The organism is Parabacteroides vesiculifaciens (genome assembly GCF_049860805.1).
Classification (GTDB): Bacteria; Bacteroidota; Bacteroidia; order Bacteroidales; family Tannerellaceae; genus Parabacteroides.
Window position 1 is genome coordinate 1,999,518 of record NZ_CP187555.1, and the last position, 15,291, is coordinate 2,014,808.

Sequence of the window (15,291 nt, forward strand, 5' to 3'; positions counted from 1 at the left end):
GTATGGATCAATTCACTTTCCATTCGATTACTCCGCCCGACTCGCCTTTCTGTAACTGGATAACTAACTTCAATCCGGTAGTTTCGACAGGAGTGAAATCGACAGAATTATAGCAATCCTTCTTGCAACCATACTCGCCTTGTGCTGCCACATCCTTCCAACTGTTGCCGATCCGATACTGGACTTTCCAACTGGCCGGGACACGGTAGTTACCGTCATAATGGTCAAAGTCGAGCCAATAGACTTGAACATTGCGTACGGTTTCCGGTTTGTCGAACACATATTCGATCGATTCCTGTGTTCCCTCCTTCAACCAGAAGTACCAATAAGGTTTCGACATATCGTCCGAGCTTTTCGGGTCCCACTGGTCGTTCACGCCATAACACCATTCGCGACGTTCATGTGCAATTCCGTCTTTCTGGATCGGGGCGCTTACGACCGTAAATGATTGTGCCCGGGAAGCGATGCTCGGTTCGGGAGTCGGTTTGGCATAAGCAGCCGAAGCCGGAATCCAGACAGCCATCTCGGCGTTGCCACGATTATTCCAGGTTGAATAAGGTATCAGCTTGACGGGAACTTCTTTTTCTGAAACAGAACCGCTTTCCTTATCACAATCCAATTCCTTGGCGACTGTCGACAATTCAATAATTCCATTCAACTTATCCTTCTCATATTGGCAGGTGAAAGCAGCATCTTCCGGTAAGAATTTGTTGAACACATGCCGGTCAGGCATATCGACACCTTCGAGGCAATACATCACCGGCCCGCGTTCGACAGCCAGCAATCCTTCGTCAGCACGCACTTTCTCGTGTGCCTTAACCCGGCGTACTTCCATCGGTATACGGAGTTCGACGATATCTCCCGGCTTCCATTCCCGTTCAATCACGACATATCCATGATGGGCTTTCTCCTTCAAAGGCTTTCCGTTAATAAAAATAGCACACGGTTTCCGGTCTCTTTTAGTAAACGCATACAAGTCGCTACCTGGAACAGGCTCGTCGCTGGTCCAGGCAGGAATACGGAGTTTCAGATTAAAAGAGGTAGATTTCTGCGGCGAGACTGTCAGTTTGACAATGCCGTCCCAGGGATATTCAGTCTCCTGGACCAAAGCTACCGTATCATTGGGCAAAACGACCTTGCTGCTACTGCCGGCATATAAATTGACATAGATATTATTCCCTTGTGTCGCATACATATATTTAGGAATGGAAGCCATGAAACGGGTGACATTACCCGGGCAACAGGCACAGCCGAACCAAGGGGCGCGTTCGTGCTGTCCCATCGATTCGAGCGGATTGTCATAGAAAAACTTGTCGCCGCTCAGCGAAACGCCCGAGATTACGCCATTATACAAGGCCCGTTCCAATACATCTATATATTTAGCATCTCCCGTTGCCAGGAACATTCGCTGGTTCCAATACACATTGGCAATGGAAGCGCACGTCTCGCAGTAGGCGCTATGGTTATGCAACTCATATTCCGGGCCGAAGCCTTCTCCCTGAGCACGCGAACCGATTCCTCCCGTGATATACAGTTTCTTTGTCGCCATATTATCCCATATCCGGCAGAGCGCATTGAAATAAGCCGTGTCTTTCGTCAAGGCAGCGACATCCGCCACACCTGAATACAAATACCCCGCCCGGACGGCATGCCCGACAATTTCCTCCTGATCCAGAATCGGCTTATGGTCCTGGCTATAGGCATTCAACCGATGGCCGTCCGTCCCGCGTCCGGTTTCTTCCACAAAATATTTGGCCATATCCAGGTATTTCCGGTCTCCGGTAACCTTGTACATCTTGGCCAGCCCCATCTCGATGATCGGGTGGCCGGAAGGGACATGCTTCTGTCCTTCGCCCGGACCAAAGTCTTTGCAAACCAGATCGGCATTTTTGATTGCGACATCGAGCAGGTTCCGTTTACCCGTTGCCTGGTAGTGAGCGACAGCCGCCTCGTATAAATGGCCGCTGTTATAAAGCTCATGGCTGTTCAGCTTCTCCCAACGGTGGGTTCCCCACCAGCGGTTCAACCGTTCACATTTGTTCGTCACGCAGGTAGTCAGATAACCATCCGGCTCCTGCGCAGCTCCGATCAGCGTAATGACACTGTCCAGATAAGCATCCAGCTTCGGATCGTATTTGACGGCAAGCGAGTAGGAGGCTCCCTCGATTATCTTATAGGGATCAGTATCGTCAAACGGGAAATCCCCCTTATGCTCACCCTTAATCAATCCTCCGGCCAACGCGAAATTATCGAAACGGCCGTTTATTTCACACTGCCTGAAAGCGGAAGGGATAGAGACAGTCCGGTTCACCTCGATGCGGGGAGCCCAGAAATGATCGGTCAGATGTACTCCGGTAAAAGGCACTTCGACTATTAGTTCGTCGGAATGGTACGAATTAGAATGACAGGCACAAAGGACAACTGTGACTCCGATGGCTAACATTAACTTTTGCTGCATAGACTTTATTATTGTATGGTAATATATCAGTTAACAAGTACAAAGAAAATCTATTTCTCAGACTTATAAAAGTATTTAGACAATAAAATGTCTTTTTTACACAAATATTTTTCCACCACTTATCACCTTCCTTTCAGGCACAACTTAATTATAAAAATTATTATATTCCATGTTTTTTTTCTACCTTCGTAGAAATTATCACTATAGAGTCCGTAACACAAACAAAGCATATGAATATACAACAACTCGAATACATCCTGGCCGTAGATACCTACCGCCATTTTGCCAAAGCAGCAGAACATTGCCGTGTGACCCAACCCACATTAAGCATGATGATCCAGAAATTGGAAGATGAATTAGGGGTGAAACTTTTCGACCGTAACATCCAGCCGGTCTGCCCTACCCCTGCCGGCCGTAAGGTGATCGACCAAGCGCGTGTCGTACTTTACCAGACTTCTCTTATTAAAGATATCGTGAACGAGGAAGAGCAATCTTTGAAAGGGACGTTCCGCCTCGCTGTGCTACCGACGATCGCACCTTATCTGCTCCCCCGCTTCTTCCAGCAAGTATCGGAGAAACACCCCGATCTGGATATCCGCATCCTCGAAATGCAAACGGCTCCGACTATGAAAGCCCTCCTGAACGGAGAAATAGACGCCGCCATCATCGCGAACCAACCGACAGAGATGCAGTTGCAGGGAGACATTTTATATTACGAACAGTTTTATGCTTATGTAGCCCGCAACGAAAGTGTCTTTAAAAAAGACATGGTCCGTTCCGCCGATATCAGCGACGAACGTCTCTGGTTATTGGATGAAGGACATTGTTTCCGCGATCAGTTGATGCGTTTCTGCCAGATGGAGAAGGTTAAACTCCGTCAGGCTGCTTACCGCCTGGGAAGTTTGGAAACTTTTATGCGTATGGTAGAGAGCGGCAACGGCGTCACCTTCATTCCGGAACTGGCCACCTACCAGTTAAGCGAACAGCAAAAAGAACTGGTACGTCCGTTTGCCATCCCCAAACCGGCCCGTGAAATCGTTTGGGTAACCCGTAAAGATTTCATCCGGCACTCGGTCGCAAGTATCCTGATCGAAAGCATAAAAAAGTCCGTTCCCAAAGAAATGCGCACATTGCAAGCAGGATTGAAGGTAGTCTGATCACTTATCAGGGCGACCGCACCAAATTCATTTTTAAGCAATACGATCTTATGGACTACATAATATAAGGAATAATCTATCCCCGCTACAAGAAAACTTATCTACATAGGCATAAAAAATATCGGAGTGCCTATCAATTCTGTAATCAGTGCCAGTGATTATAAAATCAGTGCCAGCAATTATATAATCACAACCACTGATTATATAATCACTGGCACCGATTACAGAATTAGCAGGCACTTAAGAAAGAATTATTCGGGACAAAAACGGGTTTTTCTCTCCATAGAAATAAAAAATTGTTACTGCTGGATTTGGTGCGGTTGCCCTAATCACTTATGAGGTATTTAATATTTTTGTCTAAGTTTGTGAAGTTTGTAACACTTCATATATAATTTATGGTATCAGCTAAAAGAATCATCATCATAGGTGCCACTTCCGGTATCGGATACGAGATTACACTACTATATTGTAAACTGGGATGGCGAATCGGGATTGCCGGACGGCGAACGGAACTGCTTGAAAAAATCCGCTCGGAAGCACCTGACCGGATTGAAACGGCGCAATTGGATGTAACCAGCCTGGATGCGCCTAAAAAAATGACGGAACTGATCGACAAGGTCGGCGGAATGGACATCTTTTTGCTTAGCTCTGGCATCGGCAGCCAGAACCGAATGCTGGACCCCGAGATCGAATTGGCTACCGTCCAGACGAATACGGTCGGATTTACAAGGATGGTGACTACCGCATACGACTATTTCAAAAAGCAGGGCGGCGGGCAATTGGCCGTGATCAGTTCCATAGCCGGGACAAAAGGCTTGGGAGCTGCTCCCTCCTATTCCGCAACCAAACGCTACCAGAATACGTATATCGAGGCACTCGACCAACTGGCACACATGGAAAAGCTCCCGATCGTATTTACGGATATCCGCCCTGGATTTGTGAAAACCGATCTGTTGAAAAACGACACATATCCGATGCTGATGTCTCCGGAATATGTAGCCCGAAAAATAGTAAAAGCGATCGGACGTAAAAAACGCCATGCCGTAATCGACTGGAAATATACCCTTTTGGTATTCTTCTGGGAACTGATTCCCGGCTTTATATGGAGACGGTTGCCCATCCACAGTTAACATTTGTAGATCACCCGAGCAATCCCTACCTTTGTGCCCAATTTATAAATATGCACAAATAAACGATGGGATTATTCATTAAAAAGCCTTTGGAGGCCTTGCAGGCCGAAGCCAATCTATCAGGAAGTAAAACATTAAAACGGGTATTGGGACCGTGGAGCCTGGTCGCTCTCGGCGTGGGCGTCATTATCGGTGCCGGTCTGTTTTCCATAACCGGGACAGTGGCCGCCGGATATACAGGGCCGGCCATTACGCTATCATTTGCTATTGCGGCTATCGGATGCTGTTTCGCCGGACTTTGTTACGCGGAGTTCGCTTCGATGATCCCGGTTGCGGGAAGTGCTTATACCTATTCATACGCTACGATGGGCGAACTGGTTGCCTGGATTATCGGCTGGGACTTGGTTCTGGAATATACGGTTGCCGCGACAACGGTCAGCATCAGTTGGAGTCGTTATCTCGTCGTCTTCCTGGAAGGACTCGGGATTAATCTGCCGACAGCCCTTACGGCCTGTCCCTGGGACGGCGGTATTGTCAATATCCCGGCATTTCTAATCGTTGTCCTGATGAGCCTTTTCCTGGTCCGGGGGACGGAAGGAAGTTCCATTTTCAACGGGATCATCGTCTTTCTGAAAGTGTCGGTCGTTCTGATTTTCATTTTCTTGGGATGGAAATATATTAATACGGATAATTACACGCCTTATATTCCGTCAAACACAGGCACGCTGGGTGAATATGGATTGTCGGGAGTCTTACGTGGAGCAGCTATCGTGTTTTTCGCTTTCTTAGGTTTCGATGCGGTCAGCACGGCTGCCCAAGAAGCCAAAAATCCGAAAAGGGATATGCCGATCGGGATCCTTGTCTCACTGCTTGTTTGTACCGTATTATATATGTTGTTCGCCCACGTTATGACAGGTGTAGCCCACTATTCCGAATTTGGCGGTCAACAAGGTATCGCTCCCGTGGCGATCGCGATCGAACATATGGGAGAAGTAGATGCTTCAGGTGTGCTTCACCCGGCTTATCCCTGGATGAATAAAGCGATCGTGCTCGCGATCTTGTTCGGATACTGCTCGGTCATCATGGTGACGCTGTTAGGGCAAAGCCGCGTTTTCCTTAGTATGAGCCACGACGGGTTATTGCCTCCGTTCTTTTCGCATATCAATGAGAAGTTCAGGACGCCGGCACGCAGTAACCTGTTGTTTATGGTGCTTGTTGGTTTGCTGGCAGCTTTCGTTCCTGCACGTCTGGCTGGCGAAATGACCAGTATCGGTACGCTTTTCGCCTTTACGTTGGTTTGTGCCGGCGTACTGATGGTCCGAAAAACAATGCCGGATGTACCCCGTGCTTTCAAGACTCCGCTAGTACCGTTCGTTCCGGTAGCCGGGATTATCACTTGCCTGTGCATGATGCTTTTCCTGCCTGCCGACACCTGGATCCGTTTAGTGCTATGGATGCTGATCGGGTTGGACATCTATGCCTGCTATGGCATCAAGCACAGCAAACTGGAATATAATCATGCCAACCGCCACGGACAATTGGCCCTGAATATGATCGGGATCGTCCTCGCCATCCTCTGCGTGATTACAGGGCTCTGGCATCAGCAAACCGTCGGTTGGGAAGAAAGCAAAATCCTGTTGATTATATCTTTCGTTTTCGCTTTCACACATCTGGCCTTTTACATGATCCGCATCTGGAAAGAAACGACGAAAGCTTAATCTTCATTTGCGTAATAAGAGTGTGCCAAACCCCGGTTAATACGGAGTTTTGGCACACTTTTTTGTATTATATAAATAACAAGAATGTTATAAGACTATTAAATCAAATCTTAAACCCAGAAATAACAGCGTAAAAAAGAAAAATAAAACCACCCGAGTGAATAAACCTTTCACATCATTGACAATCTAATTTATCATATTAACCTTATTATTTTTTATCATGGAAAATCTTATAATAAAAAAGCAGAAAGCCATTATGAGGATTTGGCAGACATCAGATGCTGATGAATTTGTTACAGGGATAAAATCGGCTGATATCGATCAAAACTTACGCCCTGAGTACCCACGCACCATCGCGGATTTTATTGAATTTGTCAAGAGATGCAGATCAAAAGCTGTGCCCCAAGATTTTGCAATAACGCAGGAAAAGACAATTAAAGGAGGCATATCTTTTATAGATAATGGCGATCCAATGATTGAATTAGGTTGCTTATGGATTGCTGAACCCTATCGTAATAATGGGCTGGCAAAAGGTGCGATCAAAACCCTGATAGAACACATTATTAAAATTTATCCCAATCATGGTATTTTCGGACAAGTCTACGACTTTAATGAAAAAGAAATCTCTATGATGGATAAATTAGGTTTTAAACTGGCCGGATGCAGAAATGTACCCTATAAAGGAACAACTACAAATCTTCTTCGCTTTGAGTACAATTAATTCATAAAAACAAAATATACTATTGATAACAATGGGAATCCTATCGTATTATTGTATTATGAAAAATAAAACAAAATAGTCCATATAATTAGCTTAGAAACTAACTATATGGACTATCTGTGTACGCAGGATGAGACTTGAACTCACACGCCGTAACCGGCACTACCCCCTCAAAGTAGCGTGTCTACCAATTCCACCACCTGCGCGAGAAAAGGTGCCCAGAACAGGACTCGAACCTGCATGCCTCTCGACACACGCACCTGAAACGTGCGCGTCTACCAATTCCGCCACCTGGGCCTTTCTTCAGTACATTAAAAAAGCGGCCTCATACCGCCCCTGTTACCGAGTGGAGCGGAAGACGGGACTCGAACCCGCGACCCTAACCTTGGCAAGGTTATGCTCTACCAACTGAGCTACTTCCGCGATAACGGGTGCAAAGATAGAGGTATTTTTTTATTTTCCAAAACCTGACTGCACTTTTTTTGCACTATTTTTACAGTCCGCACCCGCTCAAAATCATATCTTATTTTAATCCAGTCGCTTCCATCCACATGTTAGCCATCAACTGACGACCGGGTAAATCGGGATGCACACCGTCGTTCGACCAATAACGTGCCGGAGCCAACTTCACTGCCGCATCGAAGCCCGACTGGAAAGGTACGAATACGGTATTAAATTCCTCCGACAACTTACGGGCGGACTTACGGAATTCGTCGAACATCGGATACCATTTGGAGTCTTCTATAGCCGCTCCATCGCGCAAGGTGAAAGGTTCGCATAAGACAATCTGTGTATTCGGAAGCTTTTCTTTCGTATATTTCAACAGGGCACGCAGATCGTTTTCATACGTCTCGACTGTTCCTTTGTAATTATGTGTCAGCGTATGCCAGTAATCGTTCACACCGATCAGGATACTCAGAACATCCGGCTGAAAAGCAAGACAGTCGAGCTCCCAACGATCACGAAGCTGATAGACTTTATTACCGCTGATACCGCGATTATAAATCTTAGGCTGCAAAGCCGCTTTCCTCTCCAACAACTGCGTAGCGGTAAAAAGGACGTAGCCGCTACCAAACTGTTCCATTGTATTACAACGGTTGCTATTCTTGTCACGGCCGCAATCCGTGATGGAATCTCCCTGGAACAGGATCACACAATCTTTCTTCAGATTAATCTTCGGAGCATGTACAGATGTATTTTCTTTTACGGCTGCTTTTGCGATCTCTGGGATCATCAGGGCACCGAACCCTGCCAATGCTCCCTTCTTCAGGAAGTCTCTTCTGGAATTCTTCATGGGTAGAAATAAGTTTATTTTATTACATTGATTGAATTGAATACAAAGATAGAAACTTTACAAAAAAACGTATCTTTGTTTCTTCATATTTTCAAAAAAGAATTAATAGCCATGTTTACTAAAATAGTTGCGATAGAGCCGGTCAGTTTGATTCCTTCGGCAGAGAAAGCATTGCACACGTTTGCAAATGAAGTAGTGTTATACCCCGATATTCCAGCGGATGACGAAGAGATCGTCCATCGTATCGGCGATGCTGACGCGGTTCTGCTGAGCTACACTTCGAGCATCGGCCGCGGAGTGATGGAAAGATGCCCCAATATCAAATATATCGGTATGTGCTGTTCGCTTTATTCACCAGAGAGCGCCAACGTGGACATCAATTATGCAAACCGGCACGGTATCACGGTCACAGGCATCCGGGATTATGGCGACGAAGGGGTAGTCGAGTATGTCATTAGCGAACTGGTTCGTTGCCTGCACGGGTTTAGCGGACCGGCCTGGGATGGCGACGTACGCGAAATCACCGGGCTAAAAGCAGGTATTATCGGTTTGGGCAAGTCGGGCGGCATGATCGCCGATGCGCTACGGTTCTTCGGTGCGGAAATATCTTATTTTGCCCGTAGTGAAAAGGAATGGGCACGCGAGAAGGGATATCGTTTCCGGCCTCTGGACGAATTACTCACGCAGAGCGAGGCCGTATTCTGTTGCCTGAACAAAAATACCGTCCTGCTGCACGAAGCCGAATTTCAAATGTTAGGTGATAAAAAGATACTATTCAACACAGGATTGTCTCCTGCCTGGGACGAAGCTCCGTTCGTCAACTGGTTATCGGGCAATAACCTTTGTTTCTGTGATACCGTCGGCGCTTTGGGCGGCGCCCATCTTTTGGAGCATCCGCATGTACGATGCGTACAGACCTCGACAGGCCGCACCCGTCAGGCGTTCGACCGCCTGAGCGAAAAAGTGCTGGCCAATCTTTCAGAATACAATGGGTGAGACAATATTCAGCAGGGTGTTCACGACCGACCATCCTGCGATCTCCGCAGTAGCGCTATACACATCCACGACGGCATGCACCTGATCGTTCCTGATCTCGACCTTCTGGGTGTCTCCCTTAAATCCGGGAGTCGACTGTATGGTCACCTGCATGGCTTCCGGACCGACGGATGCACGTGAGGCGGCCACCGTGACGTTCACTTTCGTAGGGAACAGGCGGATGGCTTCCACGGCATTGCCCGTAAACACCACTTTCTGTTCGTTTTGCAGAGCATCTTCATAAACCGGAGTCCCTTTCAAAGCGTCAGGTCCCTTCTCGTTGAAGAAACGGGCTGTTGCGTTACCCATCAAGGCAGCCGTGCGCAAGACGTCGAAACCTCCGGTAGCTCCCGAAGCGATGTAGATACGCGTCCCGTTCTCTTTAGCCGTTTCGCATACTTCTTGGTAGAACGAGTCGTCGGCCAACGCACCGATCGAAAGGGTAACGATGGAAGTTCCGTTCTTCAGGGCCGGAATGGCAAACTCACGGAGAGCGGCCGGAGAAGCCGTCTCCACCAGTATATCGGGCTTCAAGGCCAGCACTTCATCCGCCGTAGTACATACGGCGCAACGTTTTCCGATCTTTTCCATCTGGCGGGCAATACGTTCTGCTTTGACAGCCGTACGCGAATAGGCTCCCACCAGTTCATACTCAGGCAATAATCCTCTGACGACAGCTTCCGAAACTATTCCGGCAAGCCGTCCGCATCCTACTATTACAAATGTTTTCATATCAGCAAAGGTAATACATTTATATCTTGGCAACCAATTCCCGGAAGAGTACGGTCATGACCGCAGCCGCCTTATTGGCAGCCACAATCACATCGGCTCCGTCGTTCACAAAATCGTCGGCAAAATGATAGCCTTCATTCGTAATCACAGACATGCCGAATACGCGCAGGCCGGCATGACGGGCCACGATTACCTCAGGGACCGTACTCATTCCGATTGCATCGCCTCCTACCCTTCCGTAGAAAGCATACTCAGCCGGCGTTTCAAATGAAGGACCCGTAAGTCCGACATACACGCCTTTCTTCAACGAGATCCCGCGGGATGCGGCAATTTCTTCAACAAGCCCGATAAACTCCCGGTCATACGCGCGTGTCATATCCGGGAAGCGGGTTCCGAGCCGTTCGTCATTCGGGCCGATCAACGGATTAGGCATCATATTGATATGATCGCGTATAATCATCAGGTCACCGACTTTGAAACTCGTATTGATACCGCCTGCGGCATTGGAAACCAACAGGTTCTTAACACCCAACAGCTTCATCACCCGGATTGGGAATGTCACCTGCTGCATCGTGTAACCCTCATAATAATGGAAACGTCCCTGCATGGCAAGCACCTGTTTTCCTCCCAGCCTGCCGCAGATGAAGTTACCTTTATGTCCTGCGGCCGTCGAATGCATAAAATGCGGGATCTCACTATAGAGAATAACCACGGCGTCTTCAATCTGGTCGGCAAGGGAACCCAGGCCACTGCCTAAGATAATAGCGGTTTCCGGATTACCGGTAATACGGGACGACAGGTAACCGGCCGCTTCCTGATAAAAAGCATTGTCATTTGTATTCATATACGTTCAATTTTATTTTTCATACGAATAAGAAAATAGATTCTTGCCGAGGGAACTTGAGTTTCCTGCCGAGGGAACTTGAGTTTCCTGCCGAGGGAACTTGAGTTTCCTGCCGAGGGAACTTGAGTTTCCTGCCGAGGGAACTTGAGTTTCCTGCCGAGGGAACTTGAGTTTCCTGCCGAGGGAACTTGAGTTTCCTGCCGAGGGAACTTGAGTTTCATTGCCTACGATTCTTTCACCAGCTTGTAAGCAAGTTCGGCTGTATGCTCCATAATCTCTTCCTCGCCCGGAACCTTTTTATCCCGCATCAATATCTTGCCATCACAGATAACGGTATCGATACAACTGCCGTTTGCCGCATACACCAGATTGGAGATAAAGTTATGATTCGGGATAAAAGCCGGGATGTTCAGATCGACCAGGCAGAGATCCGCCAGATAGCCTTCGGCAATCCTTCCGGCTTTGAGCCCAATAGCCGAAGCACCTGCTTCTGTCGCCGCCTTGAATATTTCACCGGCAGGAATCGCCTCCGGATCTTTTCTCCAGGCTTTGCCTAAAAGCGAAGCGAGTTTCATCGCCTCGACCATATCCAGATTATTGGAAGAAGAACAGCCGTCGGTTCCTAAAGCGACGGTCACACCGGCTTTTCTCATCTCACAGAACTTAAATTGGATGCCGGAAGCCAGCTTCATATTGGATGCAGGATTATGCACCACTTTCACCCCGTGATCCGCCAACATACAAACTTCATCATCGTCGACATAGATACCGTGCGCAATGATCAGGCGTGGGGACAATATGCCTAATTTATATAAATATCGTACGGGAGTAAGACCGAACTGTTTGACCGAATCCCGGACTTCTCCCTCCGTCTCTGCCAAATGCAGATGGATCGGGACAGAATGCTCCGTAGCAAAACCATGTATCCATTGTAGCAGTTCACCTGACACGGTATAGATGGCATGGGGACCGACGGCATACTGTATGCGTTTGCTATAGTGATCCACTTCGGCAACCAGTTTCTCGTTTTCCCGCTTGCTCTTTTCAGCCAGTTCCGGTTTGAAATGATCGAAGCAGACACCGGCAAGCAAAGCACGCAAACCCATTTCTTCGACGGCATCGGCTGTGTCCCGGAACTTATGGTACATATCGAAGAATGTTGTCGTCCCGCTCTTTATCATTTCGAGGCAGGCGAGCTTCGTCCCCCAATACACATCCTCGTGAGTCAACTTCGCTTCGTTCGGCCAGATCTTCTGTTCCAGCCAGGGCATCAACGGCATATCATCGCCAAAGCCACGAAAAAGTGTCATGGCAGCATGTGTATGTGCATTGACAAAACCCGGAATCAGGGCTTTACGCCTTCCGTCTATCACCTGATCCGCCTGCACCTGAAGATCCGCCCCTATCTGCCTGATCTCCTTTTTCTCGATATAAACATCGGTCACGGCGCCATCCAGCAAAGCGCCTTTTATCAATATGCTCATATAAACTTAGCTTTCATATTCTTTATCTTTTCATCCCGGATGCGACCCAGTAAACCAGCAAGCTTGTCCCGCTTGACAGCAGCAAAAGCACAGCTTTCCTTTACCTCGACAATCCCCAGGTCATCCTTTTCCAATCCACCTTTCCGGAAGAGGAAACCGACTACATCTTTCTTGCTCAGCTTATCCCGTTTTCCCCGGTTGATCGTCAGCGTCACCCATTCGGAACAGACGGGCTTCTTTGCCACTTCCGGCAGGAAAAACTCTTCCGGTTCGCGGGTGATATAGTCAGGGACCGTCTCTACTTCGTTCAAGATCAGGTAGGCAACTCCTTCCGCATTCATACGGGCCGTACGTCCGTTACGATGTACATACGCCTCTTCACCCACCGGAAGATGGTAATGGATCACATTCTTTACTTCCGGAATATCGAGACCGCGGGAGGCCAGATCGGTAGAGATAAATACGGTAGCACTGCCGTTGCGGAAATGCGACAAGGCACGTTCGCGCTCCGACTGCTCCATTCCCCCGTGGAAGTATTCGTTATCCACTCCCATGTCGGTCAGATAATCGCTCACCCGTTCCACCGTCTCACGGAAATTGCAGAAGATAAGGGCAGAACCGCCTTTTAGTTCGCCTAAAAGTTTGTACAATGTTTCCAGCTTGTCCTTTACGGGAGACTTGACCACGCGCAAAGTCAGCCCTTTAGACTCCTTCACCTCCTTCAGGAACGATAACCGTACAGGAGTCGTAATCCCGGTAAAAGCAGGAATATCGACAGCTGCCGTTGCCGAAGTCAGCACCCGGCGGCGCACGCCGGGGAGATGTGCCACAATCTCCTTCATTTCATTGAGGAAGCCCAGTTCGAGCGATTTGTCAAACTCATCCAAGATTAGCGTACGCACACTGTCAAGGTCGATATTTCCCCGTTCCAGATGGTCGACGATACGCCCCGGCGTTCCGATCAGGACCGTCGGCGGATGTTCCAAGCTTTTCTTCTCCGTGCGGATAGGATGGCCTCCGTAACAACAATTCACCTTATATCCGGCCCCCAACGAACGGAATACCGTTTCGATCTGCAAGGCCAGCTCACGAGAAGGAGCAATGATCAATGCTTGTATCTTTTTGTCCTCATCCGTCAATGTCGTCAGCAACGGCAAGAGGAAGGCCAACGTCTTACCCGATCCTGTCGGACTGAGCAGCACCATATCTTTTGTCGTCCCGGCATCCAATACCGCCTGTTGCATCTCGTTCAAAGCAGCAATGCCGGTATTGGCAAGCGCACGGGCGACTATTTCTTTATTTGTCATATCAATTGAATCGTTTATAAAATTCGGCTACCGACTCGATTCCTTTATAAAAGAAATCAAGCGTACAGCTTTCGTTCGGCGAATGAATCGCATTCTGTTCGAGGCCGAATCCCATCAGGACGGTCTTGATGCCCAACACCTGCTCGAAAGTCGAGATAATAGGAATACTGCCACCACGGCGCACAGCCAACGGACGTTTGCCGAAGGCTACGGCAACGGCATCTTCAGCCGCCTTATAAGCGGGAAGGTCGATCGGACAAACATAACCCTGTCCACCATGTTTAGGCGTCACTTTTACCTTTACATAAGCCGGAGCCACACGGTTCATGTACTCTTCAAATAGTTTTGAAATCTTTTCATGGTCCTGATGCGGAACTAAACGGCAGGAAACTTTGGCATAGGCATTGGAAGGAAGAACCGTCTTGCTGCCTTCTTCCGTATAACCGCCCCAGATACCGCAGATATCGAAAGACGGGCGGCAACTGTTGCGTTCCAACGTCGAATAACCTTTTTCACCAAACAGCTCATCCACTCCGATAGCGGCTTTGTATTTAGCTTCGTCAAACGGAATCTGTGCGATCATTTCGCGTTCGGCCGGAGAAACTTCTTCCACGTCGTCATAGAAACCGGGGATCGTGATCCGTCCGTCGGCATCGGTTATATCAGCCATCAACTTGCATAACACATTAATCGGATTAGCGACTGCACCCCCGAAATGCCCGGAATGCAAATCACGGTTAGGGCCTGTCACTTCCACTTCCCAATAGGCCAATCCGCGAAGGCCGGTGGTCAACGAAGGTGTCTCGGCACTGACCATGCTGGTATCGGAAACCAGAATAACATCAGCTTTCAACAAATCTTTATGTGTACGGCAGAAAGCTTCGAGGCTCGGCGAACCGATCTCTTCTTCTCCTTCGAAGATAAATTTCACATTACATTTCAGCAAATCCAGCTTCAGGGCAGTCTCGAAGCCTTTTACCTGCATCATGGCCTGCCCTTTATCATCATCCGCACCACGCGCCCAGATACGACCGTCCCGGATTTCGGGTTCGAACGGACGGCTCTTCCAAAGGTCAAGCGGCTCGGCGGGCATTACGTCGTAGTGCGAATAGACCAAAACGGTTTGCGCCTCGGGAGCAACCATCTTTTCTCCATACACGACCGGATTGCCTTCGGTCTGCATCACCACTGCTTTATCGGCACCGGCGGCAAGCAGGAGTTCCGTCCAGCGTTTCGCACATACCTCCATATCAGGCTTATGCTCATGCTTGGCACTTATCGATGGAATACGGATCAAAGAGAAAAGTTCTTCGATGAAACGGTCTTTGTTGGACTCGATATACTTTTTTATTGACATACTATTTTTATTTAATTAGAAACCTTTTCTTACAGTTCAAAAAAGACAGCTTAA

The 15,291-nt window shown here is 48.2% G+C and carries 12 protein-coding genes and 3 tRNA genes; 5 read left to right on the plus strand and 10 right to left on the minus strand.

Translation table 11 applies throughout. The annotated features are described in order from the left end of the window. Positions 1-7 precede the first annotated feature (7 nt). Entirely contained in the window at positions 8-2,458 is a 2,451-nt protein-coding gene (locus tag ACPYIV_RS08165; protein WP_425886306.1) for a glycoside hydrolase family 127 protein, read from the minus strand. A gap of 230 nt (positions 2,459-2,688) precedes the next feature. On the opposite strand from ACPYIV_RS08165, the gene ACPYIV_RS08170 reads away from it, so the two are divergent. The 4 genes from ACPYIV_RS08170 to ACPYIV_RS08185 all read left to right on the plus strand — a co-directional run bounded on the left by ACPYIV_RS08170 (position 2,689) and on the right by ACPYIV_RS08185 (position 7,184). Beyond that, positions 2,689-3,615, plus strand: coding sequence for a hydrogen peroxide-inducible genes activator (locus tag ACPYIV_RS08170; protein ID WP_293733532.1), 927 nt, complete (start codon positions 2,689-2,691; stop codon positions 3,613-3,615). Between the two features lie 395 nt (positions 3,616-4,010). Continuing rightward, complete coding sequence (locus tag ACPYIV_RS08175; RefSeq protein WP_425886307.1) at positions 4,011-4,745, plus strand: SDR family NAD(P)-dependent oxidoreductase; 735 nt, start codon at positions 4,011-4,013, stop codon at positions 4,743-4,745. Positions 4,746-4,810: 65 nt separating this feature from the next. Beyond that, the gene (locus ACPYIV_RS08180) at positions 4,811-6,463 is read left to right on the plus strand and encodes an amino acid permease (RefSeq protein WP_425886308.1); all 1,653 of its coding nucleotides are present in this window, start codon (positions 4,811-4,813) and stop codon (positions 6,461-6,463) included. A 220-nt stretch (positions 6,464-6,683) separates the two neighbouring features. After that, positions 6,684-7,184 carry a GNAT family N-acetyltransferase gene (locus ACPYIV_RS08185; protein ID WP_293734959.1) on the plus strand — a complete coding sequence of 167 codons (501 nt, stop codon included), beginning with the start codon at positions 6,684-6,686 and terminating at the stop codon, positions 7,182-7,184. A 122-nt stretch (positions 7,185-7,306) separates the two neighbouring features. Here the strand turns inward: ACPYIV_RS08185 and ACPYIV_RS08190 are convergent. The 4 genes from ACPYIV_RS08190 to ACPYIV_RS08205 all read right to left on the minus strand — a co-directional run bounded on the left by ACPYIV_RS08190 (position 7,307) and on the right by ACPYIV_RS08205 (position 8,478). Beyond that, positions 7,307-7,390 (minus strand) — tRNA-Leu (locus ACPYIV_RS08190). A gap of 9 nt (positions 7,391-7,399) precedes the next feature. Continuing rightward, positions 7,400-7,481: transfer RNA gene (locus ACPYIV_RS08195), tRNA-Leu, on the minus strand. A gap of 50 nt (positions 7,482-7,531) precedes the next feature. Then, positions 7,532-7,607: transfer RNA gene (locus ACPYIV_RS08200), tRNA-Gly, on the minus strand. Between the two features lie 100 nt (positions 7,608-7,707). Next, entirely contained in the window at positions 7,708-8,478 is a 771-nt protein-coding gene (locus ACPYIV_RS08205; RefSeq protein WP_293740117.1) for an SGNH/GDSL hydrolase family protein, read from the minus strand. Positions 8,479-8,589: 111 nt separating this feature from the next. Between ACPYIV_RS08205 and ACPYIV_RS08210 the strand changes: the two genes are divergently transcribed. Continuing rightward, positions 8,590-9,474 carry an NAD(P)-dependent oxidoreductase gene (locus ACPYIV_RS08210; protein WP_425886309.1) on the plus strand — a complete coding sequence of 295 codons (885 nt, stop codon included), beginning with the start codon at positions 8,590-8,592 and terminating at the stop codon, positions 9,472-9,474. Here ACPYIV_RS08210 and ACPYIV_RS08215 read toward each other — a convergent pair. The 5 genes from ACPYIV_RS08215 to ACPYIV_RS08235 form a co-directional block, all read right to left on the minus strand. After that, on the minus strand, positions 9,457-10,245 hold the full coding sequence (locus ACPYIV_RS08215) for an aspartate dehydrogenase domain-containing protein (RefSeq protein ID WP_425886310.1): 789 nt from the start codon (positions 10,243-10,245) through the stop codon (positions 9,457-9,459). The two genes, ACPYIV_RS08210 and ACPYIV_RS08215, sit on opposite strands and share 18 nt — an antisense overlap. A gap of 19 nt (positions 10,246-10,264) precedes the next feature. Next, positions 10,265-11,089 (minus strand): purine nucleoside phosphorylase I, inosine and guanosine-specific, encoded by an 825-nt coding sequence (locus ACPYIV_RS08220; protein ID WP_425886311.1) that lies wholly within the window; start codon positions 11,087-11,089, stop codon positions 10,265-10,267. A 224-nt stretch (positions 11,090-11,313) separates the two neighbouring features. Then, on the minus strand, positions 11,314-12,573 hold the full coding sequence (locus ACPYIV_RS08225) for an amidohydrolase family protein (RefSeq protein WP_425886312.1): 1,260 nt from the start codon (positions 12,571-12,573) through the stop codon (positions 11,314-11,316). Next, positions 12,570-13,880 (minus strand): DEAD/DEAH box helicase, encoded by a 1,311-nt coding sequence (locus tag ACPYIV_RS08230; protein WP_425886313.1) that lies wholly within the window; start codon positions 13,878-13,880, stop codon positions 12,570-12,572. Before ACPYIV_RS08230 ends, ACPYIV_RS08225 begins: the two co-directional genes overlap by 4 nt. 1 nt (position 13,881) lies before the next feature. After that, positions 13,882-15,237, minus strand: a complete 1,356-nt coding sequence (locus ACPYIV_RS08235) for a dipeptidase (RefSeq protein ID WP_425886314.1) — start codon at positions 15,235-15,237, stop codon at positions 13,882-13,884. Between the last annotated feature and the right edge of the window lie 54 nt (positions 15,238-15,291).

Coding starts and splice junctions, on each gene's coding strand:
- ACPYIV_RS08165 (WP_425886306.1), bottom strand. CDS start 2,458: ATGCAGCAAAAGTTAATGTTAGCCATCGGAGTCACAGTTGTCCTTTGT.
- ACPYIV_RS08170 (WP_293733532.1), top strand. CDS start 2,689: ATGAATATACAACAACTCGAATACATCCTGGCCGTAGATACCTACCGC.
- ACPYIV_RS08175 (WP_425886307.1), top strand. CDS start 4,011: ATGGTATCAGCTAAAAGAATCATCATCATAGGTGCCACTTCCGGTATC.
- ACPYIV_RS08180 (WP_425886308.1), top strand. CDS start 4,811: ATGGGATTATTCATTAAAAAGCCTTTGGAGGCCTTGCAGGCCGAAGCC.
- ACPYIV_RS08185 (WP_293734959.1), top strand. CDS start 6,684: ATGGAAAATCTTATAATAAAAAAGCAGAAAGCCATTATGAGGATTTGG.
- ACPYIV_RS08205 (WP_293740117.1), bottom strand. CDS start 8,478: ATGAAGAATTCCAGAAGAGACTTCCTGAAGAAGGGAGCATTGGCAGGG.
- ACPYIV_RS08210 (WP_425886309.1), top strand. CDS start 8,590: ATGTTTACTAAAATAGTTGCGATAGAGCCGGTCAGTTTGATTCCTTCG.
- ACPYIV_RS08215 (WP_425886310.1), bottom strand. CDS start 10,245: ATGAAAACATTTGTAATAGTAGGATGCGGACGGCTTGCCGGAATAGTT.
- ACPYIV_RS08220 (WP_425886311.1), bottom strand. CDS start 11,089: ATGAATACAAATGACAATGCTTTTTATCAGGAAGCGGCCGGTTACCTG.
- ACPYIV_RS08225 (WP_425886312.1), bottom strand. CDS start 12,573: ATGAGCATATTGATAAAAGGCGCTTTGCTGGATGGCGCCGTGACCGAT.
- ACPYIV_RS08230 (WP_425886313.1), bottom strand. CDS start 13,880: ATGACAAATAAAGAAATAGTCGCCCGTGCGCTTGCCAATACCGGCATT.
- ACPYIV_RS08235 (WP_425886314.1), bottom strand. CDS start 15,237: ATGTCAATAAAAAAGTATATCGAGTCCAACAAAGACCGTTTCATCGAA.